This window comes from Dyadobacter bucti, from assembly GCF_005869225.1.
GTDB lineage: Bacteria > Bacteroidota > Bacteroidia > Cytophagales > Spirosomataceae > Dyadobacter > Dyadobacter bucti.
The window spans coordinates 137,753-160,080 of record NZ_SWFP01000012.1; the positions used below are offsets into that span (position 1 = coordinate 137,753).

A 22,328-nucleotide genomic window follows, 5' to 3' on the forward strand; every position below is an offset into this window, starting at 1 on the left:
GATCAAATATTTTCTAGCGGACATTGTAATACCTTGATAGACCAGGCCGCCACAAGCAGGCTGCTGCCTGGGTCATGTGGGGGATCGCCTGGCGCGTAAGACCAGCCGCGCTGTCAATGACAAGTTGCCAACCTGAGCCGCACTGCTGGGCGGGAAGTTTGAATTCAACGGGCTGATCAGAGGTATTGAAGATGATGTAAAAGCCGTCATCAAAGATTTTTTCGCCTTGCTCTCCCACGCAGCGGATGCCCAGCCCATTCAAAAACACCCCAAAAGATTTCGTGGCAACTGTTTCCCATTGGTCCTGCGGTATTCTCTGGCCGTCTGGTCCCAGCCAGATGATGTCTTCGTCCAAAGAACCATCCACGGGAAGGTCCTGGAACCAGCGTCTGCGCTGAAAGGAAGCGTGGCTTTTGACGAAGCTGATCAAGTGCTTTGTAAATGCCAGGAGCTCTTGATCTTTCTGTGCCCAATCAACCCAGGATACCGGGTTATCCTGGCAGTATGCATTGTTGTTACCCTGTTGGGTGCGGCCCAGTTCGTCCCCTGCCAATAGCATGGGTACTCCTTGGGAAAGAAGTAGGGTGGTCAATAGATTCCGTTTTTGTTTGTCCCGGAATGCGGCGATGACGGGATCATCCGTTGGCCCTTCTACGCCGCAGTTCCATGAGTGGTTACTGTCATCACCGTCGGCTTAGCTGGGAGGCCATCCGTTTTCCTATCAAACGCATGGAGACCATCAATAACAGATAAATAATGGCGATCCTGAGCACAACCTCCCAGTAAAAGCCGGGTGGCACATCCCCGGCAAACATCCGGAGCCAGTCGCCAAAGTGAATATCTTCTTTCTTCATGATGCCCGGTTCTGTTTTTCCTGGATGGCAATACTTGCCTGTCCCCACTGGTGGGCGCCACAGATAGGGCAGCCGCCGGGACCTGGCGTGCGCTCAGCCGTTTTGCCGCAGTTGGCGCAAGCGGACATGCCGGCCGCAGATTGCTGTCCGAAAGTGTTGACGCTTTGATCGGATGGTGGGAATAACAGTAAGCCGGCAGCCGGCTCCGACCGGGTATATACGCTGAACAATCCGCAGGCTTCCAGGTAGAGGCGCTCAACCTGACCAAGATTGTAAATATGTTTGCTGCGTAAGACCGCGAAAATCTGTTGCCTGGATACTTTGGTCTTTTGCATCTGGGCGAGTTGCAGGACACCGTCTTCGATTAGCGTTGTATTCTTTCCCTGGCTTAACTCTTCAAATTTGCGGAAGCGAAATTCTAACCAGTTAGTGCCCCTTTGAAAGATCAAGGCACACAACAGAATTACCAGACACAACAGCAGCCCGGTTTGCGGCATTTGCATGCCAGGTGAAACAATTGCGCCAAGGGTGACCATCACCGCCAGCTCTGAAATTGTCAGCTGGCCACCCATGCGTTTCCCCATTAGTCTGACCACGACCAGAAGAGCCACATACATGAAAAGTGTGCGCAGCAACACTTCCAGTAAAAAGATCTCCGGTGTTTCCCCAAAAAGTATCCTGTAAAAGTCGCCAGCAGCTATATCTTGTTTTCTCATTGAGCAAATTTCTAGTTGGCGCCGCTGCTGTAAAATGCCGTGCCAGGGCCCTGTATTTGCTCTTTGAGATACGAAACCGTTACGGGTGCGCAAACACGCAAAACGCCAAACTTAGGGTTTGGCGTTTTAGTGGTGAATCTCTTTACCGGCACCACCCACTAGCTCGGGTCTGGGTCAATGTTTCTTTGCGCCCTGACCTGTTCTTTTTCTTTTTGAAGGTCTTCGGCCGCGTCAATAGAGTGGGATTTATGAATATCCTGGTCAAGTTCGGACTGGTCTGAAAGCCGCTTATAGAATTTATGCAGCACATTAAGCTCATCTTCAGTCAAATCCTCGATATCAACCATCCGGTTGCTGGCAAAGCGGCTGGCGGCGATCAGCTCATTGAGTTTCAGCTGGATCGCTTTGGATTCTTTATTCTGGGATTTCTGAATGATAAATACCATCAGAAACGTAACGATAGTGGTGCCGGTATTGATCACCAGTTGCCAGGTTTCAGAATAACCGAAGACAGGGCCTGTGGCGGCCCAGATAAGTACAACAATAAACGCGGTCAAAAATGCGGCCGAGCTACCTGCCCAGCATGTCACCAGATTAGCCATTTGCTCGAAGATGCGGTTGAGTTTGTCTTTCATAGTGAAATGGAGAAAAGTCTTTCTTGCGTATGAAGCTAAATTTATGCCCGGGCAATAGGCTTTGGCCTGCGGCAATGGAACCGAATGCAGCAAAGTGCTGCACAGGAACAGTTTTTGAATGTGAGAAAAAGCTTGAAGTATTAAAAATACATTGTTACATCTAAGCCACTATGGACATCTTTTCCCAAAAACCGGTGGGCATCAAGGCGATTTTTTATACGCATCCCTTATGCGCTACAAGCAGGCAAATGCATCAGGATTGGCTTCAATTCTGTGCTGACTACCAAGGCCTGGCCCAATTCAAGATTTGTATAGGACAGCTTCCCGGGGGCGACACATCGGCAAACATTGCCAAATATTCTCAGCTGACGTTGTCGGTTAAAGCGGCGGCTTTACAGTCGGCGCGTGCGGCCGGCGTCTATCTGGCCCGGCTCGGGGAAGCTATTTTCGATGAAGGCAAGGATTTGTCTTCTATGAATCAGATGGTACTGATTGCCCGTAGCCTGGCGCAGAAAAATCCAAGCGTTTTGGATTATAGCCGCTTTGTTACCGGGCTTACCAGCAAAGAAGCAGCCCGTTCGCTTGGCGAAGACCTAAAAAAATGTCACATCAACCGGATTCACACTTTGCCAACAGTTACGTTTACACACCAGGGCAAAGGGATTAAACTGGAAGGGAAAAGAACTTATGATCAACTGGCACAGGCATTGGATCGCTTGATGCCTGGCCTGAAAAATGAGCGTATCAAAAATAGGGTTACGGGGCTATCAGAATGGTCAATTTTGCAAAAATCGCCTGCAAAGCTGGTGCGCTAAACTACACATATCCTCGAACTGGATAGGTTTGTTAAAGCTTCCGTTGGCACCTTGGTTGATCGCGTCATTAGCCAGCTGGCTGGTCAACGATGTTGTCAGCAAGACGACAGGTACAGTAGATTGCAAGAGACGAATCTGCTGGATTGTTTCTATGCCGCCCATGCCGGGCATGTTCATGTCGACTACGATCAAAGAGGGTAGGGGCTTTAAAGACCGGATCATTTCAATGCCATCGTTTCCGGTGGTAGCTTCGGTTATCTGGATATCAAAGCCAGTCAACTTAAATGCTTCACCGATCAGGAAGCGGTCATCATCGTCGTCGTCAATCAGTAAAATTTTATCGGAGAGGTCCATGCAGGGTAAACTTAGTATACAAATATACGGCTCATCGCCGCATTATATACGCTCATAGGTAAGCGGGTAAGCTGGCACTCAGTGTACGAATGCAGGATCATTACGCTCCATTGGATGAGATTCGTTGTACAAGCCTTTTGATGGTATTGACAGACCCGGTAACATCGCGAAAAAGTCCACCTCGCATATAGATCCGCGTGATAGAGTCGGTCACTGAGTCCAGCGCCAGAATTTGCTCTTTGTCGACCAATATTTTCCGGGCTGATTTGCCATGAGTTAAAGTTATGATGTTCATAAGGCTTGAAGGTTAGGTTAAAAAAAGCACACTTGCTACCACTGCTTGGTAGGGGATGGGTCACCACTTCTATGCCACTGAAAAAAGGTTGATTCTAACGATGAATTTAACTTTTTTTCATCCTAAAATAAGCCAATTTGGGGTATAATGCAACGGATCCGGCGATTTTTGATTACCGTTGCCCTGCTTGTATCCGAGCCCCTATGATGCATGCCTGCATCGCCCGGTGGTATGGTTATTGATAAAGCAGCCTAGAACTTTTACAAAACACCATGCAAACTACAACTGAGAAGATCAAAGAGAAAGCGCAAGAGGTAACCCAGCTTGCAGCTAAAAATCAAAATCTGGGCAAGACCGAGCGCATCATTTCGGGCGTTGCCGCGGCGCTGCTGGCCGTTTATGCCGTAAAAAAGAAAAATACGCTGCTTGGTAATGGCCTTACCGCAGCTAGTGGTTTTCTTTTCACCCGGGCCACGACGGGCATTTGCCCTGTCAACAAGGCAATAGGGCGTAATAGCTTGATTGCCTGATAACTTGGAAAGGGCCGGTCTGAGTACGGTTTCAACAGCGGTGACTACGGATTGGCCTTTTCAAACAGGGCTTGCAACGCTTCTGAGAGCAGCTTCACAGAAGGCTGCTTTTGCAGAAACCCCGCTACCTGCAAGCTTTTAATATACTTTTCAGATTCGTCCTGTTGCATCCCTGAGTAGACATAAATTTTGGCAGCTTGAAGCGCTGGCAGTTTAAGCAGGTTAGTGAGGCAGTCCTGGCCGCTGGCATGCGCCAGGAGCAAGTCTACGAAGATGAAATCTGGTGCGGTTACGCCGCGCTGTGTCAAAAAATGAATTGCTTGCTCGCACCAATGAAAATAACGGCAAGATACCTCGTGAGTGGTATCGGCGATGGCCATCCCGAACAGTTCATGTTCATCGGTGTCATCATCAATCAAGATGCAGCATAGCGCTTTTGTCATACCAGGGAAATTATAGTGAGTCTAGTTAGCTTGTTGGCAAAAGAATTAGACCAGAACCAATGACGAATGTCTCGCTGTTGGCAGAAAACCGTTGCTGACCGCGCTTGGGCACAATTCCTACGGTCCGCAGCTATTCCGCAGGGTGCTTCCCGTATTTCAATCTGAAAAATTTTACCAAAATTGTGGTTTGAAATATGCTGACCAGCGTCTTGAACACATAGTCTACAATTGTTACAAATTCACTACACATTAAAATCCTACAATGCCCATAACGCATGAAACCGCTTTCGAGCAGCTTGGCGAAGGTTTTCTAATCCTTGATCCGACCGGTAAAATCCTGAATTGCAATACCGCTGCAAGCAAGATCAGTGGCTACTTGTTTACTGAATTGGAGCACCAGCCGTTCAGCTTGTTGGGCGGAGCGGATTTGGATAGCATCAAATACCAGTACGAGCTCGATCGGGCACTCCAAGAAAAAAAACTAATAGTCGAAGGTTGGAAGAGTAAGAAGGACGGCACTCGCTTTTGGTGTGAGGCCACATATACGGCCATTTTTAATGAAAGCGTGCACTCTGGGTTTCTGGTTTTGCTACGCGATGTGACAGAGCGGAAGCAGATCGAGCTGCAACTGTTGCAAAGCCAGGAGCAGTACCGTTTGATGGTGGAAGCAGTCAGGGACTATTCCATCTTTATGCTTGACCCTGAAGGGCACATTTTGACCTGGAACGAAGGTGGTACATTGATCCAGGGGTACATTGAAAGCGAGGTCCTGGGCCGGCATTTTTCGATGTTTTACACCGCAGATGATTTACTGGATAAAAAACCTGAACGGGGGCTGGAAATTGCCAGAGCCACCGGGACCTACCTTGAAGAGGGGTGGCGTGTTAAAAAAGGGGGATCACTGTTCTGGGCTAGTGTGGTGATGACCGCGCTTTTTAACGAGCAAAACAAGTTTGTAGGATTCTCGAAAGTAACAAGGGATTTAACGGATCGCCTTCAATCAGAAGCCCATCTACGAAATAGCGAGGCACGGTACCGGTCACTCGTCGAGCAGGTTGCCGACTATGGCATTTTTATGCTCGATACAAAAGGGCGGATCGTGAGCTGGAATGAGGGTGCCAAGCGCATCAAAGGATATACTGCCGACGAGGTGATTGGAAAATACTTCTCTATCTTTTACCCGGAAGAAGACATCGTAAGTGGCAAGCCCCCGCGGGAATTGCGGATCGCCCGTGCGACCGGGAAATATGAGGAAGAAGGCTGGCGCCTTCGAAAAGACGGGAGCCCCTTCTGGGCTAGTATCGTCATTACGGCCGTTTATGACCAGGATCACCGGCTTACCGGTTTTTCAAAAGTGACGCGTGATCTGACCGAGCGAAAGATGGCGGAGCAAAAGCTCCAGGAGAGCTCTAATAAATACCGGCAGCTTGTGCAAGACCTTTGGAGTACAAACCGCCAACTGACCGCCGTCAACCGGGAGCTTGAAGAGTTTACCGCCGTTGTCTCACATGATTTGAAGGAACCTGTAAGAACCATTAAAAGCTTTCTACGCCTGGCTGACCAGCAACTTAGACAAAGCAATTTGCAACAGGCCCTTGTAAGTGTGGACAAAGGCATTCGGGGAACGCAGCGCATGCAAGAGCTGATCGACAATTTGCTCAACTATACCCAGGTGAGCAAGACGGACCTCAAATATCAGGCGCTCAGCCTAAGCGGAATTATAGCCCAGGTCCAGCAGAATTTGCAGGAAGCTATCCGGCAAAGCAATGGCACCATACGTACTGAAATCAGTGCCGATGATCTGCTAGCAGATCAGGTCCAGATTATCCAACTGTTTCAAAACCTGATCAGCAACGCGCTCAAATTTAACGAAGCCCCTAGCCCTACTGTAACAATATGCTCTTGGTACGAAGGCGACCAGATCCGCATCCAGGTTGCTGACAACGGGATCGGCATTCCGGAAGGCCAACTTGAAAAAGTGTTTGGTGTATTTCGAAGGCTGCATTTCCCCAGTCAATATCCTGGCACAGGCATCGGCCTTTCGATTTGTAAAAAAGTTGTTGAGCGCCATAAGGGAAAAATATGGGCCGAATCCCAACCCGACCAGGGCGCAAGTTTTCAAATTATCCTACCTTTGAATGGTTCAAGCAATGTTGAATCCCATGAATAAGATTAAAGTGGCGATCGTTGAAAATGACGAGGACGAACGCTTTTTTATGGTACAATCATTTGGCGGTGCAGGCACCTTCGAGCTTATAGGCGAATTCGGCAATGGTGACCAGTTGTTCGACTGGCTGGCAAATGCGCCGCAAGTGCTACCGCAGCTAATCGTTACGGACCTTAATATGCCAGGAAAAAACGGATATGATGTGATCTGCGAAGTGGCGGCACATTACCCGCAAATCCAGGTGATTGCGACTTCAACTTCTTTTATCCCGGCCACGCGCGAGAAATGCCAGCGCATGGGTGCCCGTGAATTCTTGTTGAAGCCCGATGTGTTTATAGACTATGATAGTTTTGTCAGCAGGGTTTACGAGTTGGTAAAGGATGAGCTGGTGAAAGACTAGATCAATCGGTGTTAATGGCAGGTAAGCAATTGCTATCAGTCCTGCGAACGCGGGAATTTGGCGTAATAATGTGAATTTGTAAGGTGAGTTATCCAATCGTATAGAGGATGTATTATCCAACGGCCATCCGGCTTCGGATGGCGGTTCTGCTTGTTCAGCTGGAATTAAATTACCAAAGGGTTAAGACAAACTGAGTGGAGAATCAAAACCAGGAAACTCTACGTGAATCATTCTGGTCACAGGGTCGAGCATGTATTGGACGATTTGATCTACATCACATAGGGTCGCGCTCTGTAACCACTGATTCCAAGTTATTTGTACATCGTTGATTTTGATGCCGCCAAGTTTGTGGCTTACGCAGTCATACATTGCAATCAGATCGTAAATCGAAATTTGTTCCATGATCATCCTGGGCATACCTCTTTTAGCATGCTCTAACCGTTGAGTAATTTGTCTGGTGGTTGAGGATTCGTGGGCAATATGTATAAAATCTTGCTGGAAAGGGAAATGCAGATGTAGAAAGAATTCAATCAGGTCATCTTGTGGCCGGAAGCCATCGCGGTTTAATGCTCGCTAAATTGTGAAATGATGTAGCTGATTGGGCTCGAAATTATAGTTCATAATTAAAATTGCACAGGATGCCTTGGACAAGTAATGGATACCCGTCCTCTTTTTGGAATCAGCCAGAGACAGTCCGCCAAAAGGCTGTGGAGATTGCCAAAGCCCTTTTGCAAGACGGCGAAGATGAAACATATGCGCTGGCTACCGGCCTTAGATATGCGATTGAAGTTTTCAAACGCAAGAAGAACCGAAAGTAAGTTTCGGTTAGCTTGTCGCTGGACTAGTATTTTCCCACAAATTACAATACTCTGCTTACTATATAGATAGTGTAATAAGTTCAGTCCTTTGCCTTGCAAACAAAATTTGCGCAGATAAACTAAACAACTTATTACATAACGTGCTTCGACGATCATACAAATATTACATTCTCTGCTTTGTGGCGATGCTGGTTTCAGGCCATGCAACCGGATTTATCATTTGCGCAGCCAGTGGACACTTTGCGTCGAGAAATGACAATTGATTTTGAAGCCAGGCCACGGGCCGAATATCGGGATAATTTTATGTGGACGCCTGCGGACACGGTGATGCCTGAAATGTATGTCACACAGCGTAACCGGCTTAGCATTACCTACAAAACAGGTTGGCTGCGTTGGCACGGCTCAGCTCAGGAAATCCACGTATGGACAGCGCCTGGGCAGTTTTCGAAAGTATGCGGTGTTAACTTTTTCGAGCTGTACGCGGAGCCCAAAATCACCAAATATATTTCTGCCAGGATAGGCAGGCAGGCTTTATCAGCAAAGCCGCGCGCATGAAGGGATCCGATTCTTGTATAAAGAAAATTGGAAACCGATTTAACGATAACATTTACCCATCCATATGGCAAGGCATTTAACCAGGCCTATTCGCCGGTTGCTTCGCACACCTATAAATACCTGTTTGTCCACCACTTCAAACACAAGCTCACAAATACCATCACACTCACGACCATCACAATGGATGTGTTTCAACGAAGTTCCGAGCAGAACGCGTACTATCACCGCATTACTAACGGTGGCCGGTTGGAATTCGCCCGTAGCTGGTATTTAGCGACTATCAATGCTTATTACCAATACGGAGAAAATGCCGCCTCCAAATCGATACGCGCCTATTACGTTTAGCCGGAAGTAAGTGAGCCCAGTACCTCGGGGAAAAGGAAATAGAAGCACTAATTGGTACCCATATGTCAGGTTTAAATGACTGAACGGCAAAAGCAACTTGGGAACAGCCAGCCCGTAAATTGCTTGGCCACTTTCTTGCAGTTTAGCCACATGTATGGATTGGTGTTTGCTTAGGAAACAATATTATGACATATACAATGGCATCATTTTAGTGATCATTAGCTGCTCTCTATTATTAAGAGCAATATATCATAATAGGAGCCCTTTTTTCATGAGTAATCGTTTATTACTTTGATGATCAATCACTTATACGCTATACAATATGTCGTCCCCTTCAAAGTCCAACAGCGACCCGGAGCACCAGACCAATGAGCTAGAAGCTGCCCGGAACCTGCTCAGGGCGACGCTGGACGCTTCTACGGATATGATCCAGGTTTTTGAAGCGGTACGCGATGACCAGGGCGCCATCACCGATTTTATCTGGAAATTAAATAACCATGCATCTGAAAAAATCTATGGTGATGTAGTGGGTAAGAGGCTGCTGCAATTACAACCCGGTGTGGTGGAAGAAGGTATTTTCGACGCCTTTAAACGAGTGGTGGAAACTGGTGAGGCCCAGCAGTACGAAAAGCATTATGTGCACGAGCAGTTCGACGGCTGGTTTCATCAATCGGTTGTCAAGCTAAATGACGGGGTGACCGCCACAACCGCCGATATCACGAGCCGCAAGAACGCCGAAGCGGAAATCATTCGCCTCAAAGATGAGATTGCACAAAAAACTGAAGACAAATATCGCTCGATTTTTAACGCAATTGAAGAAGGCTATTGTCTGGTTGAAGTGATTCTCAATGACGATGGCAAACCGGTTGATGAGGTATTTCTGGAAATGAACCCTGCCTATGAAAAACATACCGGATTGACAAAAGATATATTGGGCAAACGTACCAGTCAGATCGTGCCAAACCGGGAACCGGAATGGGCTGAATTTTTTGGTAACGTCGCTATATCGGGTGAGCCTGCTTTCATCGAATATCATCTCAACGAAATTGATCGCTGGTTGTCTGCTCATGCTTCCAGAGTGGGCGGCGCGGGCAGTCTCAAAGTGGCAATTGTTTTTCAGGACATCACAGAACGAAAACGGCGTGAAATGCGTCTGGCGTTCCTAGCGGAAGTCACGAACGTTTTTGCCAATCTTTCCAACCCCGACGAAATCATGCAAACGGTTGGAGAAAAGCTGGGCGCCTATTTGCAAATCACCACTGTCAACTTCACCGATGTGAATGAAGCGGAAGACAAGGTAAGAGTGCATTATGGGTGGAGCGATGCGTCCGTTCCGAGCACGGTAGATACTTTCCGGCTGTCGCAATACCTCGATGAAGGGTTTGTACGGACGAGCCATGCAGGCGAAACGGTTGTTATTCGCGACACACAAACAGACCCGAGGACCGATGCTGCCGGGTATGCGGCATTGAGCATGTATTCCTTTGTTACAGTTCCTTTTCATAATCAGGGTAAATGGACCCACTACATTGCGGTTTGCCACTCGCAGGTTCGCGACTGGCGTAAAGACGAAGTAGAGCTGATAGAGGAAATCTCAAACCGCATTTTTCCCCGTCTTGAGAAAGCAAGAGCCGAAGAAGCGTTGCGCGAATCCGAAGAAAAGTTCCGCACGCTGTTCCATTCGATTGACGAAGGATTCTTAATTCACGAGATGATTCGGGATGAGTCTGGGCAGGCGATTGACTTCCGGTTGATGGAAGTCAATCCGGCATTCACCCGCCAGACCGGGCTAGGAAGAGAGATGATCGGCAAGCTCAACAGCGAGTATGCACCGAAGACGGAAAAATTCTGGCTCGAAACCTTCGACCGTGTTGCGCATACCGGCACGCCTGAGAGCGTCGAGAATTACCACCAAGACACCGACCGTTGGTATAGAGTTCACGTTTCCAAAGTCGGCGGGCAAGACAGCCGCATCGCCGCAGTCTTTGAAGACATCACCGAGCGCAAACAGCGCGAAAGGCAGCAGGAATTTCTCCTCAAATTCTCCGATGCTTTGCGCAGTGAACAAGGAGCGCATGCGGTGGCAAACCGTGCCCTGGAAATGCTCGTCGAGGAATTGCGGCTCGATCGCAGCTATATCACGACTTACTATTTGGACGAAGACCGCGCTCGTCTCGATTATCAAATCGGCAACGACACGGTGCTGCCGCTGCCCGAATATTTCGTCTTGTCCGATTATCCCGAAGCCTTTAAGTCCACGTTCGACAAAACGCTCGTTATCGATGACGAATTGGAAAGACAAGGTTTGTCGGAAGCAGAAAGGCGCAACAGCGGAAATCTCGGAATGCGCGCGATGGTGGCGGCAACATTGCATAAAGAAAATAAACCGCTCTGGTCGATGGTCGCCATCAATTCGCGTCCGAGGAGTTGGACAGCGGGCGAAATCGCTCTTGTCGAAGCGGTTGCCGAACGCACCTGGGCGGCTATCGAGCACGCCAAATCAGAAGAAACTTTGCGCCACGCCGACGAGCGGTATCGCGCGATGACGGACAATGTGCCGGTTCTGATCTGGGAAACCGACGAAAGCGGCCTGATCTCCTGCAACCGGCATTACACAGACTTTTTCGGTGTTTCTTTCGAAGAAGTCCGCGGAATGGGCTGGGCGAAGTCTCTGCACCCGGACGATGTTGAAGCTTATACCGCCGCTTACCGAAAAGCGTTCGAGCGCGGGGAGTCATATTCTTACGAATGTCGTCTGCGCCGTGCCGACGGCGAATATCGCTGGCTGCTCACTACGGGACATCCGCTGAATGAAAACCGCTTCGTCGGATTTTGCGCCGACATCACCGAGAAAAAGCGCGCCGAAGAAGCGCTGCGGGAGTCGGAAGAAAAATTCCGGACATTGTTTAATTCCATTGATGAAGGGTTTGCGATACAGGAGGTTGTTACAGATAAAAATGGAAATGTTACTGACGTGATTTGGCGGGAAAGTAACAGAGCTTTTGAAAACCTCTCAGGAATGAAAGATGTAGTTGGGAAGAAGGCAAGCGAGTATCTTCCCAATCTGGAACAAAACTGGCTCAATGCTTTGACACAGGTATTCAAGACAGGCGAGCCGCTGCGCAACGAAGACTTTACAGCTGATCTAAATCGCTGGATTGCATATCAGTATTCACGTATCGGTGAGGCAGGCAGTCCGCTTATTGGTGTAGTCTTCGACGACATCACCGAGCGCAAACGACGCGAATTGAATACCGCTTTGCTGGACGAAATCGGCAAGGATTTATCGATACTGTCCGCGCCGGACGAGATTATGCAGGCCGTTGGAGCGCGGCTTGGTAGGTGCTTGAACCTCGGGGTGGTGGTTTTTGTGGACGTGGACGAGGCACGCGGCGAAGCTGTCGTACATCACGGCTGGGACAAAGAGGGCGAACTAAACTTGCGGAATCAGACGTATCGCCTGGTTGATTATCTGACCGAAGATTTTATGCGCGACATGCGGGCAGGAGAAATATCCGTCGTCCGCGACCCCGCAACCGACAAGCGAGTGAGCGGGGATGCTTACGCTGCTGTGAACGTCGGCGCATGGGTAAGTGTGCCTTTTCACCGCAATGGACAGTGGAAAGCTTTTATTACTATGACTGATGTCGCGCCGCGCAACTGGCGAGCGGATGAAATCGCGCTGGTGAGGAACATCGCCGAGCGCGTTTTCCCGCGCATTGAGCGCGCCCGCGCCGAAGAAGCGCTACTGGAATCTAAAAAGCGCTTCCAATCCATCGCCAACCTAGTCCCCGACCTTCTTTGGGATAGCGAACCAGATGGCGCCACAAACTGGTATAATGACCGGTGGCTGGAATACACCGGACAAACTTTGGAAGAGGCAATCGGCTGGGGTTGGACGGACGCCATTCACCCGGACGACCGGGAAGGTTCGGCTATGCGCTATAACCAGGCTGTGGAAGCGGGCAAGTTATTGCGACAAGAACATCGGATAACGTCGTCGCGATGGCCAGTACCGCTGGTTTGCTGTCAATGTATCGCCCTTACTAGATGAAATAGGCCGGGTAGTAAAAATGTATGGCGTTGCCAGCGACATACACGATCTTAAACGACTAGAAGCAGACCTTCTGCAAGCCAGCAGGCGCAAAGATGAGTTCCTAGCCATGCTAGCCCATGAGCTGCGCAACCCGCTTTCCACTGTCCGAAACGGGCTTTCTATTTTACAAATTACCCAGCAGTCAGATCCACAGGCTTCGGAAATCGTAGCGATGATGGATGCCCAGGCGACGCATTTGGTACGGATGATTGATGACCTTTTGGATGTAAGCCGGGTCACGCAAGGCAAGATCGAGCTAAAAATGGAGCGGCTCGAAATCGACACCCTTATAGGAAATGCGGTCAGGGCGATCCGGCCGCAGTTCGAAAATCGCCGGAAGGCACTTCATACGTCGTCGTTTTCCCATGACCTTTTCGTTCAGGGCGATTCGACGCGGCTTTCGCAGGTTATCACTAACCTTTTGACAAACAGTCTCAGATACACCGGCGATGACGGGCGGGTATGGGTGAGTCTGACGACGAAAGACAATGAAGCAGTGATTTCTGTCAAAGACAACGGGATAGGACTGACGGCAGAGCAGCAAACTTCTGTTTTTGATTTGTTTGTACAGGCAGATAATTCTCTAGCGCGGACGCAGGGCGGACTCGGAATCGGTTTGACGCTTGTCCGGCAGCTTGTTGAAATGCACAGCGGTAGGGCAGTGGCAAAAAGTCCGGGTATCGGGCAGGGCAGCGAGTTTTTGATATACCTACCGCTTTTAGAGTCACCTTCGACCGCCGCAGCTGAACAGAATGCGGTTTTGGAGAAATCCTTAGGCCTTCATGTGCTTTTGATTGATGATATGGAGGATTTGGCCAAGATGACCTCAATGCTTTTGAAGCTGAAAGGTTACCGTGTCGATATCCGTCATAACGGCAGAACGGGAGCCGAAGCAGTGGAAGCATTGAAACCAGAGGTGGTGTTCTGCGATATAGGTATGCCTGTTTTAGACGGATACCAGACAGCAAGGCTGATTCGCGAAGGCAACTGGGGGGCAAGGGTTGCTCTGGTCGCGTTATCAGGTTATGGCCAGCGTGAAGATAAGCAGCGGGCGCAGCAGGCAGGTTTTGACGGGCACCTGGTAAAGCCTGTCAGCATAGAAGATTTGGAAGGCGTAATAGCAGCTATTGCCGATCGCGGTTCGAAGGAGTAATACCCTTAATTCACGGTAAACTTAACGTCTAGTTTCATGCGTGGACTTTTATGGCATTCTTTTTGTACCCGGTGTTAAGAACGATTTAGTCAGAAATTAATATCCAATAGCTATGGGAATAAAGCCAGGCCCGAAAAGAATTGCTGATTCAACAGGCAAGCCGGACAAACGTCAACGCGACAATAAGGAGTCTCCGGGTAACACACCTTCGCTGAAACCGCACAAGCACAAGAAGGGGGACTAAAGCTCCTTGGAGGGAAATAACTCGCCATGCATTGAAAACTGCAAACCTAGGAATTCAGCTCCTAGATTTACAAATTCTATTTAACATAATGAAAGTTATACAACAAACTGTATTACCCTGAAATAGCGTTACATTCATTCGTAATAACTTGAAAATCAGCATAGTGTATTTTTCGCGAAATTGATTAGCCCCATATTTCAGATGTGGCTTCTGGTGGAATGAAAAAGCCGGTAGAATCTATTGCAATAAGGTTTATTTTCTTATCTGTATCAGGAAAAACAGCTTGAAAATAGTCTTTTATTTTTTCCGCGTCGGTGCGATCTTTGCCTTGAAAATACACCTTTTTCAAATTCGTCATGATTTTCAATAAGCGATAATCTAACGAATGGTTTATAGATGGAAACGTATAACCAATTACCACAAGAGTTTCGGTACTGTCAATTTTATAATATTTATCTTTGAAGGCAGTATCTTCATAGTTTGTGCTACTATAATGCTCCCAGCAGAACTTGACATTTTCCGTGTGACTCCTTAGTTTTCCAGTTTCATCAGTAATAATTTCATATAAGAAATTTGCGATTTGTGAATCAGTCATATTATATAGACCCTTCGCTGATGTATTTTTGGAATCAATTAGAAAGCTGCCCGATAACTGTGCGGATCCATTAAGTTTTTTGAAATTTACCCCATTATGCTTAAATATTTGTTTTTCGTTGTCACCGGTATCGTTAAAGATAGGATTTGTGTTTGGAAATACCTGTTTAAATGCTCGCTCTAATTGGCAGTCGTAATTCCAAGAAATAATATTAATGTTTCCTGGATAATCAATAAATGATCGAACATTATCTAATGTGGTACTTAATGATGTGATGGTTGCCCAAAAGTTAAGATAACGGTCATCAATGCCCCTTCTTTCCCAGTAGATGATACTTGCAAATAGAATAGATTTTAGTAGGTTAAGCTTGTATGTATCATTTTGAATCCAATAGATTCTAGCCAACGTATCAATAGATAGTTGGCCCTCTAACTCTATGCAGAATTCATCAATCTTTTTCCTAATTAGTATAAGATCTTTATTTGAATAAATGTTATACTTTTCTTTATTTATATAATATGCACAATCTTCAGTGTTAGCATTTTCAATTATAAAGTTCCCGATTTTACGTATTTCCTTCGAAAGATCCACTACGCAAGGAATTTTCTTTGCGCTGGCTCCGGCACCTAAGTAGTAAGTTACGCTCATTATTTTGGATATTTTATGTCGAGAATCTGTGGGATAGTCCAGCAATCCACGCAATTGCTATTTTACATAGAAGATAGACTGATTTTTTCCGGAATACAAAAGACCATAAAATCCTCCCGAAGTTGATTTATTTGCCCCATTGCCCCACCCTGATAAATACCGGTCTCCAAAATCAATTTTCTTTCTTTGTTCGATATTCCCATCTTTTGAAAATTTGATGAAGTTATCTTGATCTAACTTTCCAATCATCATAAAACCTCCATCTTCCGCCGGTAGTAACGTTGCGTAGGTGCCTTGAATTTCCTTCTCCCATATAGTCGTTCCTTGATTGTCGACTTTTCTAATTCCGATACGATTTATTCCATTGTAGGTCAGTCCAATCATAGAATCATCGGTGGCTATTGAGCTTCCCCATCCGGATGGATAAGAAGTTGACCTGTCCCACTCAATCGTGCCAGTTTTACTAATTTTCACAAACCATAAATCAGATGCTCCGTCCACGTCGTTTGTTTTATCGCCTGAGACCTGAGAGGACGACCAGCCAGATAGCAAATAGCCACCATCCGAGGTTGCTATTATGTTTATTAGGGCTTCTGGGTCTTTTCCTCCAATTGTCTTGTCCCATACTTTGTTGCCCTGTGCATCTACTTTGATGATCCAGTAATCGGTAAGTGTATAATTTCTTGGGGCGTTATCATTCTTTGGAGCATCGGACTTGTCATTTCCTTTTAGTGAGGACGAGTATCCGGCCAATACGTACCCACCATCGGACGCGTTTATCACCTTGGTTAGGCGGTCCCAGGTTTGGCCGCTATAAGGATTGCCTATCCCTGCGAAGGTTTTCGCCCAAACTTTTTCTCCCGAAGGTGAAATTTTCGTTATTCCGTACCTCGCTTCACCGTTATACCATTGACCTCCTAGAATGTACCCACCGTCATCGGCGTTGACGACCGAGTAAATTCGTTCATAACTGTCTTCTCTTAACTCCGTTTTCCAAAGGATATTTCCTTCTTTATTAAGGTTAATTATCGTTGGGTATGATGCGCCACTTCCAACGGCAATGCAGCCTCCATTTGGAGACTCTGCCAGAACCCAAGATGTTGTATCAATAAATGAACCTATATCAGTGGCCCATTGTAGCGAGTATTGTTCAATTTTAATACTTTCACTCCTTGTTAATGTGATCTTTGATTGACATGTAGTAGAGACCACCGCCGTTACCCGAAATTGACCGCTCTTTGAAAAGTTTTGGGTTACCCCGGTTTTTCCGGTAGTTTCTATTTGGATTGTCTTCTCTTCGCTGATTATCGTCCATGATACCTTGCCTACTGATGTGCTGTCTGTGCCCACTAGGGAGAAGCTAACCTCTTGTCCTGAAATATGTTGTATCTTAACCTCAGTTGGAGTGAGGCATTGACTCTGGGGGTCTATTTGGCTGTTTTTTTTCTTGCAGCCAAGGATGAAGGTGGATAGGGTAAGTAATATGAAGAAAATTTTCATAAATGGTCACGGAAAGAGTTGGGTGTAGTCTCAAAAGTAACACTTTCTAAAGAAACACGGAATACATGTCCTTCGCTGCTTTTTTAAGGAATTTTCCTTTGAATGAGCTAACTTCATGTGCTGTGTTAGTGGCCACGGTACCAATAGTTTTACCTGTTGCCGAGTCTAAAGGGCAGGGACTGGAAAGTTGTGATCGAATAAACGCTCCCAGTGTGTACTGGCACACTAGATTAGCCACTTTTTCTAACTCTAGCATGCTTGTAGATATACTATTATCCAATTTCACAATCCTTTGAATATGAGGCTTCTATATTTGTTGGTATTATCAGCGTTGGCTAGCGTTAATGCTGTTGGGCAAACATTTACTTTAAAGCAATTGTCTGAATTTGTATTTACAGAATATGACGATTTTGAAACCGCAGTTTTAAGGGATGGGTTTGAGTTTGACCAAGTTAAAGATGATTCTACGGAGGCTTTGAAAAGTTATTTCTACCATAAGGGGGTTGCAAAAGAATTAGAAGTGATAACTTTTAACGTACAATCCTTCTCAGAGATTGAAGCAATACCGGATTTAGAGATTGAGGCAATACCGGAATTTAGTATAACATCCATTGGTTACACCATGACTAGTCCGGAGAAGTTTTCAAAGATAAAGAATCAAATTTCTAGCTTCGGGTATAAATTGGTCAGAACGGTGGAACGAGGAGCAGGAACTAGAATTTTCAAATTTTATGAAAATCCCGAATTGAACATAGCAGTCTCAACGATTTTTGATACGGACAACTTTCGAAATACCTATGAGATATATTTGTCATTCAGTCCGAAATTGTCGAAGAATTAAAGAGAATATTTAGTTACTTATAGTGGATTAGCTTTTGTCATGAAATACTTCACTAAATTTATTTTGTATTCGTGCGGTTTCTTCGTTTGTTAATGGTGCGAACTCCTTTTTGAGTGCTCTGGCTGATAATATCCCATTACCTTGAACAAGGAATCTTACAAGTAAAGAAACCGTGGAGTCTGGCATTGGAATAAAATCGTCGATGAATTTTTTAAATTGGTCATATTTTTGAAGATAGTTGACTTCTTCTGGAATAGTCACCTCCAAGGCTTGTTTGATGCATGAGTATAAAAACTCTGCTTGTTTTGTTGCATCGAAATATCGGTATAAATCCGCTGTTTCATTTTCAATTTGGATGTTGTGGTCAGCTGCTGGACTCCATTCTATGAATTCAAGTCTGGATTGTGAATATGCTTCTAGTACTATTCTGTATTCATCAAGTCGTTCGAGAATGATTGCTGATATTGGAAAAATTACTCCGGTAGGTACATATTTTTTCCTTGCAAGGACATGGTGAAACAGGTATCTGTGTACCCTTCCGTTCCCATCTACGAATGGATGAATAAAGACAAATCCGAACGCAATAATTGCTGTTGCAATTACTGCATCAAATTGTTCATCGTTTTCTAGCTTCTCAGACGTTTCTAGTAAGCCGGACATTAGTGATCCTACATCTTTCCATCGAGCGGAAATATGTTCTGGAATGGGTGTGCCGATCCTGCGGTCATGTTCTCCTATAAATCCTTCCTGCTGACGATATCCCATTTTTGTAAACTTGCTGTTGTCGAGCACGATTGATTGCAGGCCGGCTAGTTCTTCCTTGGTGATCGGAAATTTCCCTGCTCTCTGAACGGCACGGCCCCAGCGGGCTAGTCGGGTGCTTGGTGCCTGCTCACCTTCGATGGCGTATGATGCTTTGGAATCCTTCAGTAGTAAAAATGCCGCGGCGCGTGCTACGACGTCCGGGTGAATTTTTTCTATGATGCCCTCTATATCTTTGGAAAGATGCTTACTTTCATAGTCAGCTAACAGTTTAGTTTTACGTATCATTGGACAGAAATCTCGGACTCCGGGAAGATTATTTCTGACTCGATGCCTTGTTGAGTTTTCGACGGCGTTGTTACTACTGTATTGAAGCTCGTCGTCCACTAAATTTACGTAATTGCCAAATTGTAAATCTGGTATTTCGAGTTTGCGGCCTGTAAGCCATTCGTACAGAAACCACAAACGTCTGCTGTATTGTCCGTTTGGTTCAGACTCGATTGTCCTAAGTACCGTGCTTTGTTCAAGTTTCTTAAACAGGCGGTTTAGTACTAATAACTCAATCCCTTCGTACTTGAAGGCAAATGTTATATTTCCTAACAGTGTATCCTCTGGAAGATACCTTGGTCCGAAAATTTTCCATTCATTTTCACTCGACCTTTTGTGTTTTTCACTTATGAATGAAAGTACATCAGGCAAGGGCACGATTAGATCATTGGCATGTATGAGCGCTGCATACCCTACCAGTAAACCAGGTTCAGGGAGTCTCCGATCGTGAAAAATAGTTACTTTTTGCGAAAATGGCTTATTATTTTCCATAATCCTGAAAAGTACATACTTTTATGGAAAAGCGCATACTTTTTGGCTATGGACATGAAAAATGCATTTTTCGGCACTTTATTGTCAGTTACGAGTTTGGCTTGTCCTGGGATATGCTCGCAAACACCTTCAATTGATTGACTTATGGTGAAGCCTTTTGCTCATTTCGATTTTTGGTAACTCGTTAGCTTTCCATTCTCAAAGTACAAATACAAATTTTCATAGACCCATTGTTCGTTTTTTCCCCAACTACCGACTGATCGGTTTATGGTAGTTGGCGTTCCCAGGCTAATTTGGGCCATATCCGAGGTCATCCCTATCCAATAAAAGTGGCTAAATAGTTGTTGCGCTGTAATATGACCATATTTTTCAATCACAGCTTCTTTTATTTCCTGTTCAAATTTTTCCTTAATCGCTTGACGCTCTCGATCGGACAGTTCGTAGTCCTTAGGGGTTGCCTTTCTGACGCTATCTCGTTGTGACTCGTACTGTTTTTGAAGCTCTTTTTTTAGAATTTTCGTTTCGTCTGTGTCAGTGATATATAGCTCAGACAGGTATCCAAGAAGATTGTTTTTACTAGTGATCCAGTAACCATCTTGATAACCTGTCAACCTTACAGTATCTCCTTTGTAGACATTTGCCAATATATCAGAAAATGGGTCGTTGGAACTCCTGACCTTACCGTCCATTTTGACTGTGGCAGGGAAAGTTATTTTCCTACCGTGAATCTGTGATTTTGAAATGAAAACTTGATTTTCTAGAAGTTCGATTTGAGCCTTCAATGTTGATATTGTGTCATTTTTGCGTTGGATGTCGGTCTGGATGCGCAATACTTCCCCTTTGATCCGACCAAGCTTCTCCATTGGATTTTCTTGTGCAATCGCCAATATTGGTAATAACAGCAAAAAAGATATAAGTGTAATGTTTCCTTGGTAGGGGTAAACTAAAGAAAGGGAGAAAAACCGTCACGACTTCCGCGTACGGTTTTTCTCCTGGTATAGTACGGTACGTTCAATTGTCAGCCAACACACAACCCAAAATATTTGACAAAATGAATTCAATTTGGTTGTCGCAAATCCTACATCACCGAAATTGCAAAAATCATTTCATTTTCATATCCTTATGCTCGTTTTTCATTTGAAGGCAATGTAGCGCGCAGGCACCGTACTGCTTGTAGTTTTCATGAACTGAAAGAACTGTGTTGCCATTTTTGTCTTTGACTTCACAAGTTCCATTCATAGGATTAGATACCGTTAAGCTATCAGCGGCCCCGCTTTGGACATGGTAAAGGTATGTGCCATTTTTTGCGGCTTTACCCATGGACTTACCGGTGGCGGCATCAACGGCATTTCCCTGATCATCGATGTGGGCAATTTTCACTCCGGCAGCATCTTTGATAGTTCCATCACTGGTAACCCAGCCAATATGCTTTCCTTTCGCATCAGTAACCTTACCCTGGGCATCAATAGCGGGTATTGGCTGTTTGTAGTTTTGGGAATATACATTTCCAACCGCAAATACAAGAAATGCTATGAGGAAGATAAATTGGTGCTTTTTCATTTGACTACCTGTTTTTATAATTTATCAAATTTACCTTCAATAGCGCTGAGCAAACATGATAAGGGTCACATATCCAGGTGCTTGTAATCAGGTAAACCGGGTTTGTTTCAGGTGGCCATTGAAAAAGGGTAACCAAGATGATTACCCTTCAATTGTGTTAACCCGGGATCTTCTATTAAACGGGCGTTGCCATTTCTTCACATATTTTTGCGCAATTACGGCAAGCTTCTGCACATTGGCGGCAATGATCCATACCCATTTCGGCGTGTTTTTCACATTCATCGGCACACGCATTACAAGCGTCTGCACAAACACGGCATATGTGTGCACTGAAACTGCTGCCAAGGCTCATCACTTCGGCAGCACTTCGGCAGATCGCGGCGCACTCTAAATCCAGCTGGATGCACTTTGCCAGATGTCCTACCTTCTCTTCTTTCAAGCATTCAGTTGCGCAGTGGCTGCAAGCGATCGCACATGCCACGCAGGCATCGATACATTCTTTAAATTGTTGATGTGCCATAAAAATTAAGTTAGATTGGTGGTTAGTTATTTCTGTTGGCCAGTAACCAGGTTTGGAAATCGGCTATTTCTTTGTTCTGCTCCTGGATGATCATAGAAGACATTTCTTTCAAACCAGCATCCTTACCCATTACTAAGTGCATTTGTGCCATTTCGGTAGCACTCTGGTGATGCTCGATCATTAGCGTGGCAAAGTCCTGGTCTATGTTCCCATTGATGATTTGAAGATCAGATTGCTTGCCCATCCGGTCCATCCCTTCCATCATTTTCATATGAAAGTCCATGTTCATGGTTGTAGGCTTGGCATTGGCCAGGAAAGAATCAAATTCTGCTATTTCTTTCTGCTGGGCATCAATGATCGCCTGGGCTTTGGCCTTCATTTCGCTATTAGTTCCGGACTTCAATTCCAGCTCTGCCATGTCGATAGCACCCATGTGGTGCATTCTCATCATGCCCGCATAATCGATATCAGGATCCTGTGTCACTTTCATGGTATGCATTTCATCCATCATCTCATGCATAATTGTCATCATTTGATTTTCATCATGAGCTTGAATGGAAATTTGATTGTTATCGTCATCATCCGAACAGGCGGTAGAAAAGGCTATCAATGCAGCGAGTCCTAAAATTTTGTACGTCGGTTTCATGTGGTTGTTGTTTAAAT

25 protein-coding genes are annotated in these 22,328 nt (G+C 45.8%); 11 read left to right on the top strand and 14 right to left on the bottom strand.

The window, feature by feature from the left end:
- Window positions 1-13: 13 nt before the first annotated feature.
- The 4 genes from FBF61_RS30120 to FBF61_RS30135 form a co-directional block, all read right to left on the bottom strand.
- Window positions 14-592 (bottom strand): GlgX family protein, encoded by a 579-nt coding sequence (locus FBF61_RS30120; protein ID WP_138484565.1) that lies wholly within the window; start codon window positions 590-592, stop codon window positions 14-16.
- A gap of 91 nt (window positions 593-683) precedes the next feature.
- On the bottom strand, window positions 684-854 hold the full coding sequence (locus FBF61_RS30125; protein WP_229215283.1) for a hypothetical protein: 171 nt from the start codon (window positions 852-854) through the stop codon (window positions 684-686).
- Window positions 851-1,570, bottom strand: coding sequence for a YetF domain-containing protein (locus FBF61_RS30130; protein WP_138484567.1), 720 nt, complete (start codon window positions 1,568-1,570; stop codon window positions 851-853). The genes FBF61_RS30125 and FBF61_RS30130 overlap by 4 nt, the downstream gene beginning before the upstream one ends.
- A gap of 158 nt (window positions 1,571-1,728) precedes the next feature.
- Window positions 1,729-2,205 carry a low affinity iron permease family protein gene (locus FBF61_RS30135; RefSeq protein ID WP_138484569.1) on the bottom strand — a complete coding sequence of 159 codons (477 nt, stop codon included), beginning with the start codon at window positions 2,203-2,205 and terminating at the stop codon, window positions 1,729-1,731.
- Window positions 2,206-2,375: 170 nt separating this feature from the next.
- Between FBF61_RS30135 and FBF61_RS30140 the strand changes: the two genes are divergently transcribed.
- A complete protein-coding gene (locus FBF61_RS30140; RefSeq protein ID WP_138484571.1) occupies window positions 2,376-3,020 on the top strand; it encodes a DsbA family protein in 645 nt (214 codons plus the stop codon).
- Here FBF61_RS30140 and FBF61_RS30145 read toward each other — a convergent pair.
- Together FBF61_RS30145 and FBF61_RS30150 are read right to left on the bottom strand one after the other, a co-directional pair.
- The gene (locus FBF61_RS30145) at window positions 2,982-3,374 is read right to left on the bottom strand and encodes a response regulator (protein WP_138484573.1); all 393 of its coding nucleotides are present in this window, start codon (window positions 3,372-3,374) and stop codon (window positions 2,982-2,984) included. The genes FBF61_RS30140 and FBF61_RS30145 overlap by 39 nt on opposite strands.
- A 100-nt stretch (window positions 3,375-3,474) precedes the next feature.
- Window positions 3,475-3,669: a hypothetical protein gene (locus FBF61_RS30150; protein ID WP_138484575.1), complete on the bottom strand. Its 195-nt coding sequence runs from the start codon at window positions 3,667-3,669 to the stop codon at window positions 3,475-3,477.
- 272 nt (window positions 3,670-3,941) lie between these two features.
- On the opposite strand from FBF61_RS30150, the gene FBF61_RS30155 reads away from it, so the two are divergent.
- A complete protein-coding gene (locus tag FBF61_RS30155; protein WP_138484577.1) occupies window positions 3,942-4,199 on the top strand; it encodes a YgaP-like transmembrane domain in 258 nt (85 codons plus the stop codon).
- A 44-nt stretch (window positions 4,200-4,243) separates the two neighbouring features.
- Here FBF61_RS30155 and FBF61_RS30160 read toward each other — a convergent pair whose 3' ends face one another.
- Window positions 4,244-4,642, bottom strand: a complete 399-nt coding sequence (locus FBF61_RS30160) for a response regulator (RefSeq protein WP_138484579.1) — start codon at window positions 4,640-4,642, stop codon at window positions 4,244-4,246.
- A gap of 262 nt (window positions 4,643-4,904) precedes the next feature.
- Here FBF61_RS30160 and FBF61_RS30165 point away from each other — a divergent pair, with 262 nt between their 5' ends.
- From FBF61_RS30165 to FBF61_RS35325, 8 genes are all read left to right on the top strand, one after another.
- The gene (locus tag FBF61_RS30165) at window positions 4,905-6,812 is read left to right on the top strand and encodes a PAS domain S-box protein (protein ID WP_138484581.1); all 1,908 of its coding nucleotides are present in this window, start codon (window positions 4,905-4,907) and stop codon (window positions 6,810-6,812) included.
- Window positions 6,805-7,209 carry a response regulator gene (locus tag FBF61_RS30170; protein ID WP_138484583.1) on the top strand — a complete coding sequence of 135 codons (405 nt, stop codon included), beginning with the start codon at window positions 6,805-6,807 and terminating at the stop codon, window positions 7,207-7,209. Before FBF61_RS30165 ends, FBF61_RS30170 begins: the two co-directional genes overlap by 8 nt.
- Window positions 7,210-7,847: 638 nt before the next feature.
- Window positions 7,848-8,027: a hypothetical protein gene (locus FBF61_RS30175; RefSeq protein WP_138484585.1), complete on the top strand. Its 180-nt coding sequence runs from the start codon at window positions 7,848-7,850 to the stop codon at window positions 8,025-8,027.
- 252 nt (window positions 8,028-8,279) lie between these two features.
- Window positions 8,280-8,582: a hypothetical protein gene (locus tag FBF61_RS35165; protein ID WP_229215284.1), complete on the top strand. Its 303-nt coding sequence runs from the start codon at window positions 8,280-8,282 to the stop codon at window positions 8,580-8,582.
- A gap of 27 nt (window positions 8,583-8,609) precedes the next feature.
- The gene (locus FBF61_RS35170; protein WP_229215285.1) at window positions 8,610-8,927 is read left to right on the top strand and encodes a hypothetical protein; all 318 of its coding nucleotides are present in this window, start codon (window positions 8,610-8,612) and stop codon (window positions 8,925-8,927) included.
- 322 nt (window positions 8,928-9,249) lie between these two features.
- Window positions 9,250-12,981: a PAS domain S-box protein gene (locus FBF61_RS30185; protein WP_138484587.1), complete on the top strand. Its 3,732-nt coding sequence runs from the start codon at window positions 9,250-9,252 to the stop codon at window positions 12,979-12,981.
- A 19-nt stretch (window positions 12,982-13,000) separates the two neighbouring features.
- Entirely contained in the window at window positions 13,001-14,176 is a 1,176-nt protein-coding gene (locus FBF61_RS30190) for a hybrid sensor histidine kinase/response regulator (RefSeq protein ID WP_138484589.1), read from the top strand.
- 112 nt (window positions 14,177-14,288) lie between these two features.
- Window positions 14,289-14,420, top strand: a complete 132-nt coding sequence (locus tag FBF61_RS35325) for a hypothetical protein (protein ID WP_262712842.1) — start codon at window positions 14,289-14,291, stop codon at window positions 14,418-14,420.
- A gap of 184 nt (window positions 14,421-14,604) precedes the next feature.
- On the opposite strand, the gene FBF61_RS30195 is transcribed toward FBF61_RS35325, so the two are convergent.
- Window positions 14,605-15,663 carry a hypothetical protein gene (locus FBF61_RS30195; protein WP_138484591.1) on the bottom strand — a complete coding sequence of 353 codons (1,059 nt, stop codon included), beginning with the start codon at window positions 15,661-15,663 and terminating at the stop codon, window positions 14,605-14,607.
- Window positions 15,664-15,720: 57 nt separating this feature from the next.
- Window positions 15,721-17,163 carry a hypothetical protein gene (locus FBF61_RS30200; protein ID WP_138484593.1) on the bottom strand — a complete coding sequence of 481 codons (1,443 nt, stop codon included), beginning with the start codon at window positions 17,161-17,163 and terminating at the stop codon, window positions 15,721-15,723.
- A gap of 298 nt (window positions 17,164-17,461) precedes the next feature.
- On the opposite strand from FBF61_RS30200, the gene FBF61_RS30205 reads away from it, so the two are divergent.
- A complete protein-coding gene (locus tag FBF61_RS30205) occupies window positions 17,462-18,004 on the top strand; it encodes a hypothetical protein (protein WP_138484595.1) in 543 nt (180 codons plus the stop codon).
- Between the two features lie 27 nt (window positions 18,005-18,031).
- Here FBF61_RS30205 and FBF61_RS30210 read toward each other — a convergent pair whose 3' ends face one another.
- From FBF61_RS30210 to FBF61_RS30230, 5 genes are all read right to left on the bottom strand, one after another.
- Window positions 18,032-19,585: a Fic family protein gene (locus FBF61_RS30210; RefSeq protein WP_138484597.1), complete on the bottom strand. Its 1,554-nt coding sequence runs from the start codon at window positions 19,583-19,585 to the stop codon at window positions 18,032-18,034.
- A 161-nt stretch (window positions 19,586-19,746) separates the two neighbouring features.
- Window positions 19,747-20,472, bottom strand: coding sequence for an SH3 domain-containing protein (locus FBF61_RS30215; protein ID WP_138484599.1), 726 nt, complete (start codon window positions 20,470-20,472; stop codon window positions 19,747-19,749).
- A gap of 214 nt (window positions 20,473-20,686) precedes the next feature.
- The gene (locus FBF61_RS30220) at window positions 20,687-21,145 is read right to left on the bottom strand and encodes a hypothetical protein (RefSeq protein WP_138484601.1); all 459 of its coding nucleotides are present in this window, start codon (window positions 21,143-21,145) and stop codon (window positions 20,687-20,689) included.
- Between the two features lie 175 nt (window positions 21,146-21,320).
- Entirely contained in the window at window positions 21,321-21,665 is a 345-nt protein-coding gene (locus FBF61_RS35815; protein WP_138484603.1) for a four-helix bundle copper-binding protein, read from the bottom strand.
- 22 nt (window positions 21,666-21,687) lie between these two features.
- Window positions 21,688-22,311, bottom strand: coding sequence for a DUF305 domain-containing protein (locus tag FBF61_RS30230; protein WP_138484605.1), 624 nt, complete (start codon window positions 22,309-22,311; stop codon window positions 21,688-21,690).
- Between the last annotated feature and the right edge of the window lie 17 nt (window positions 22,312-22,328).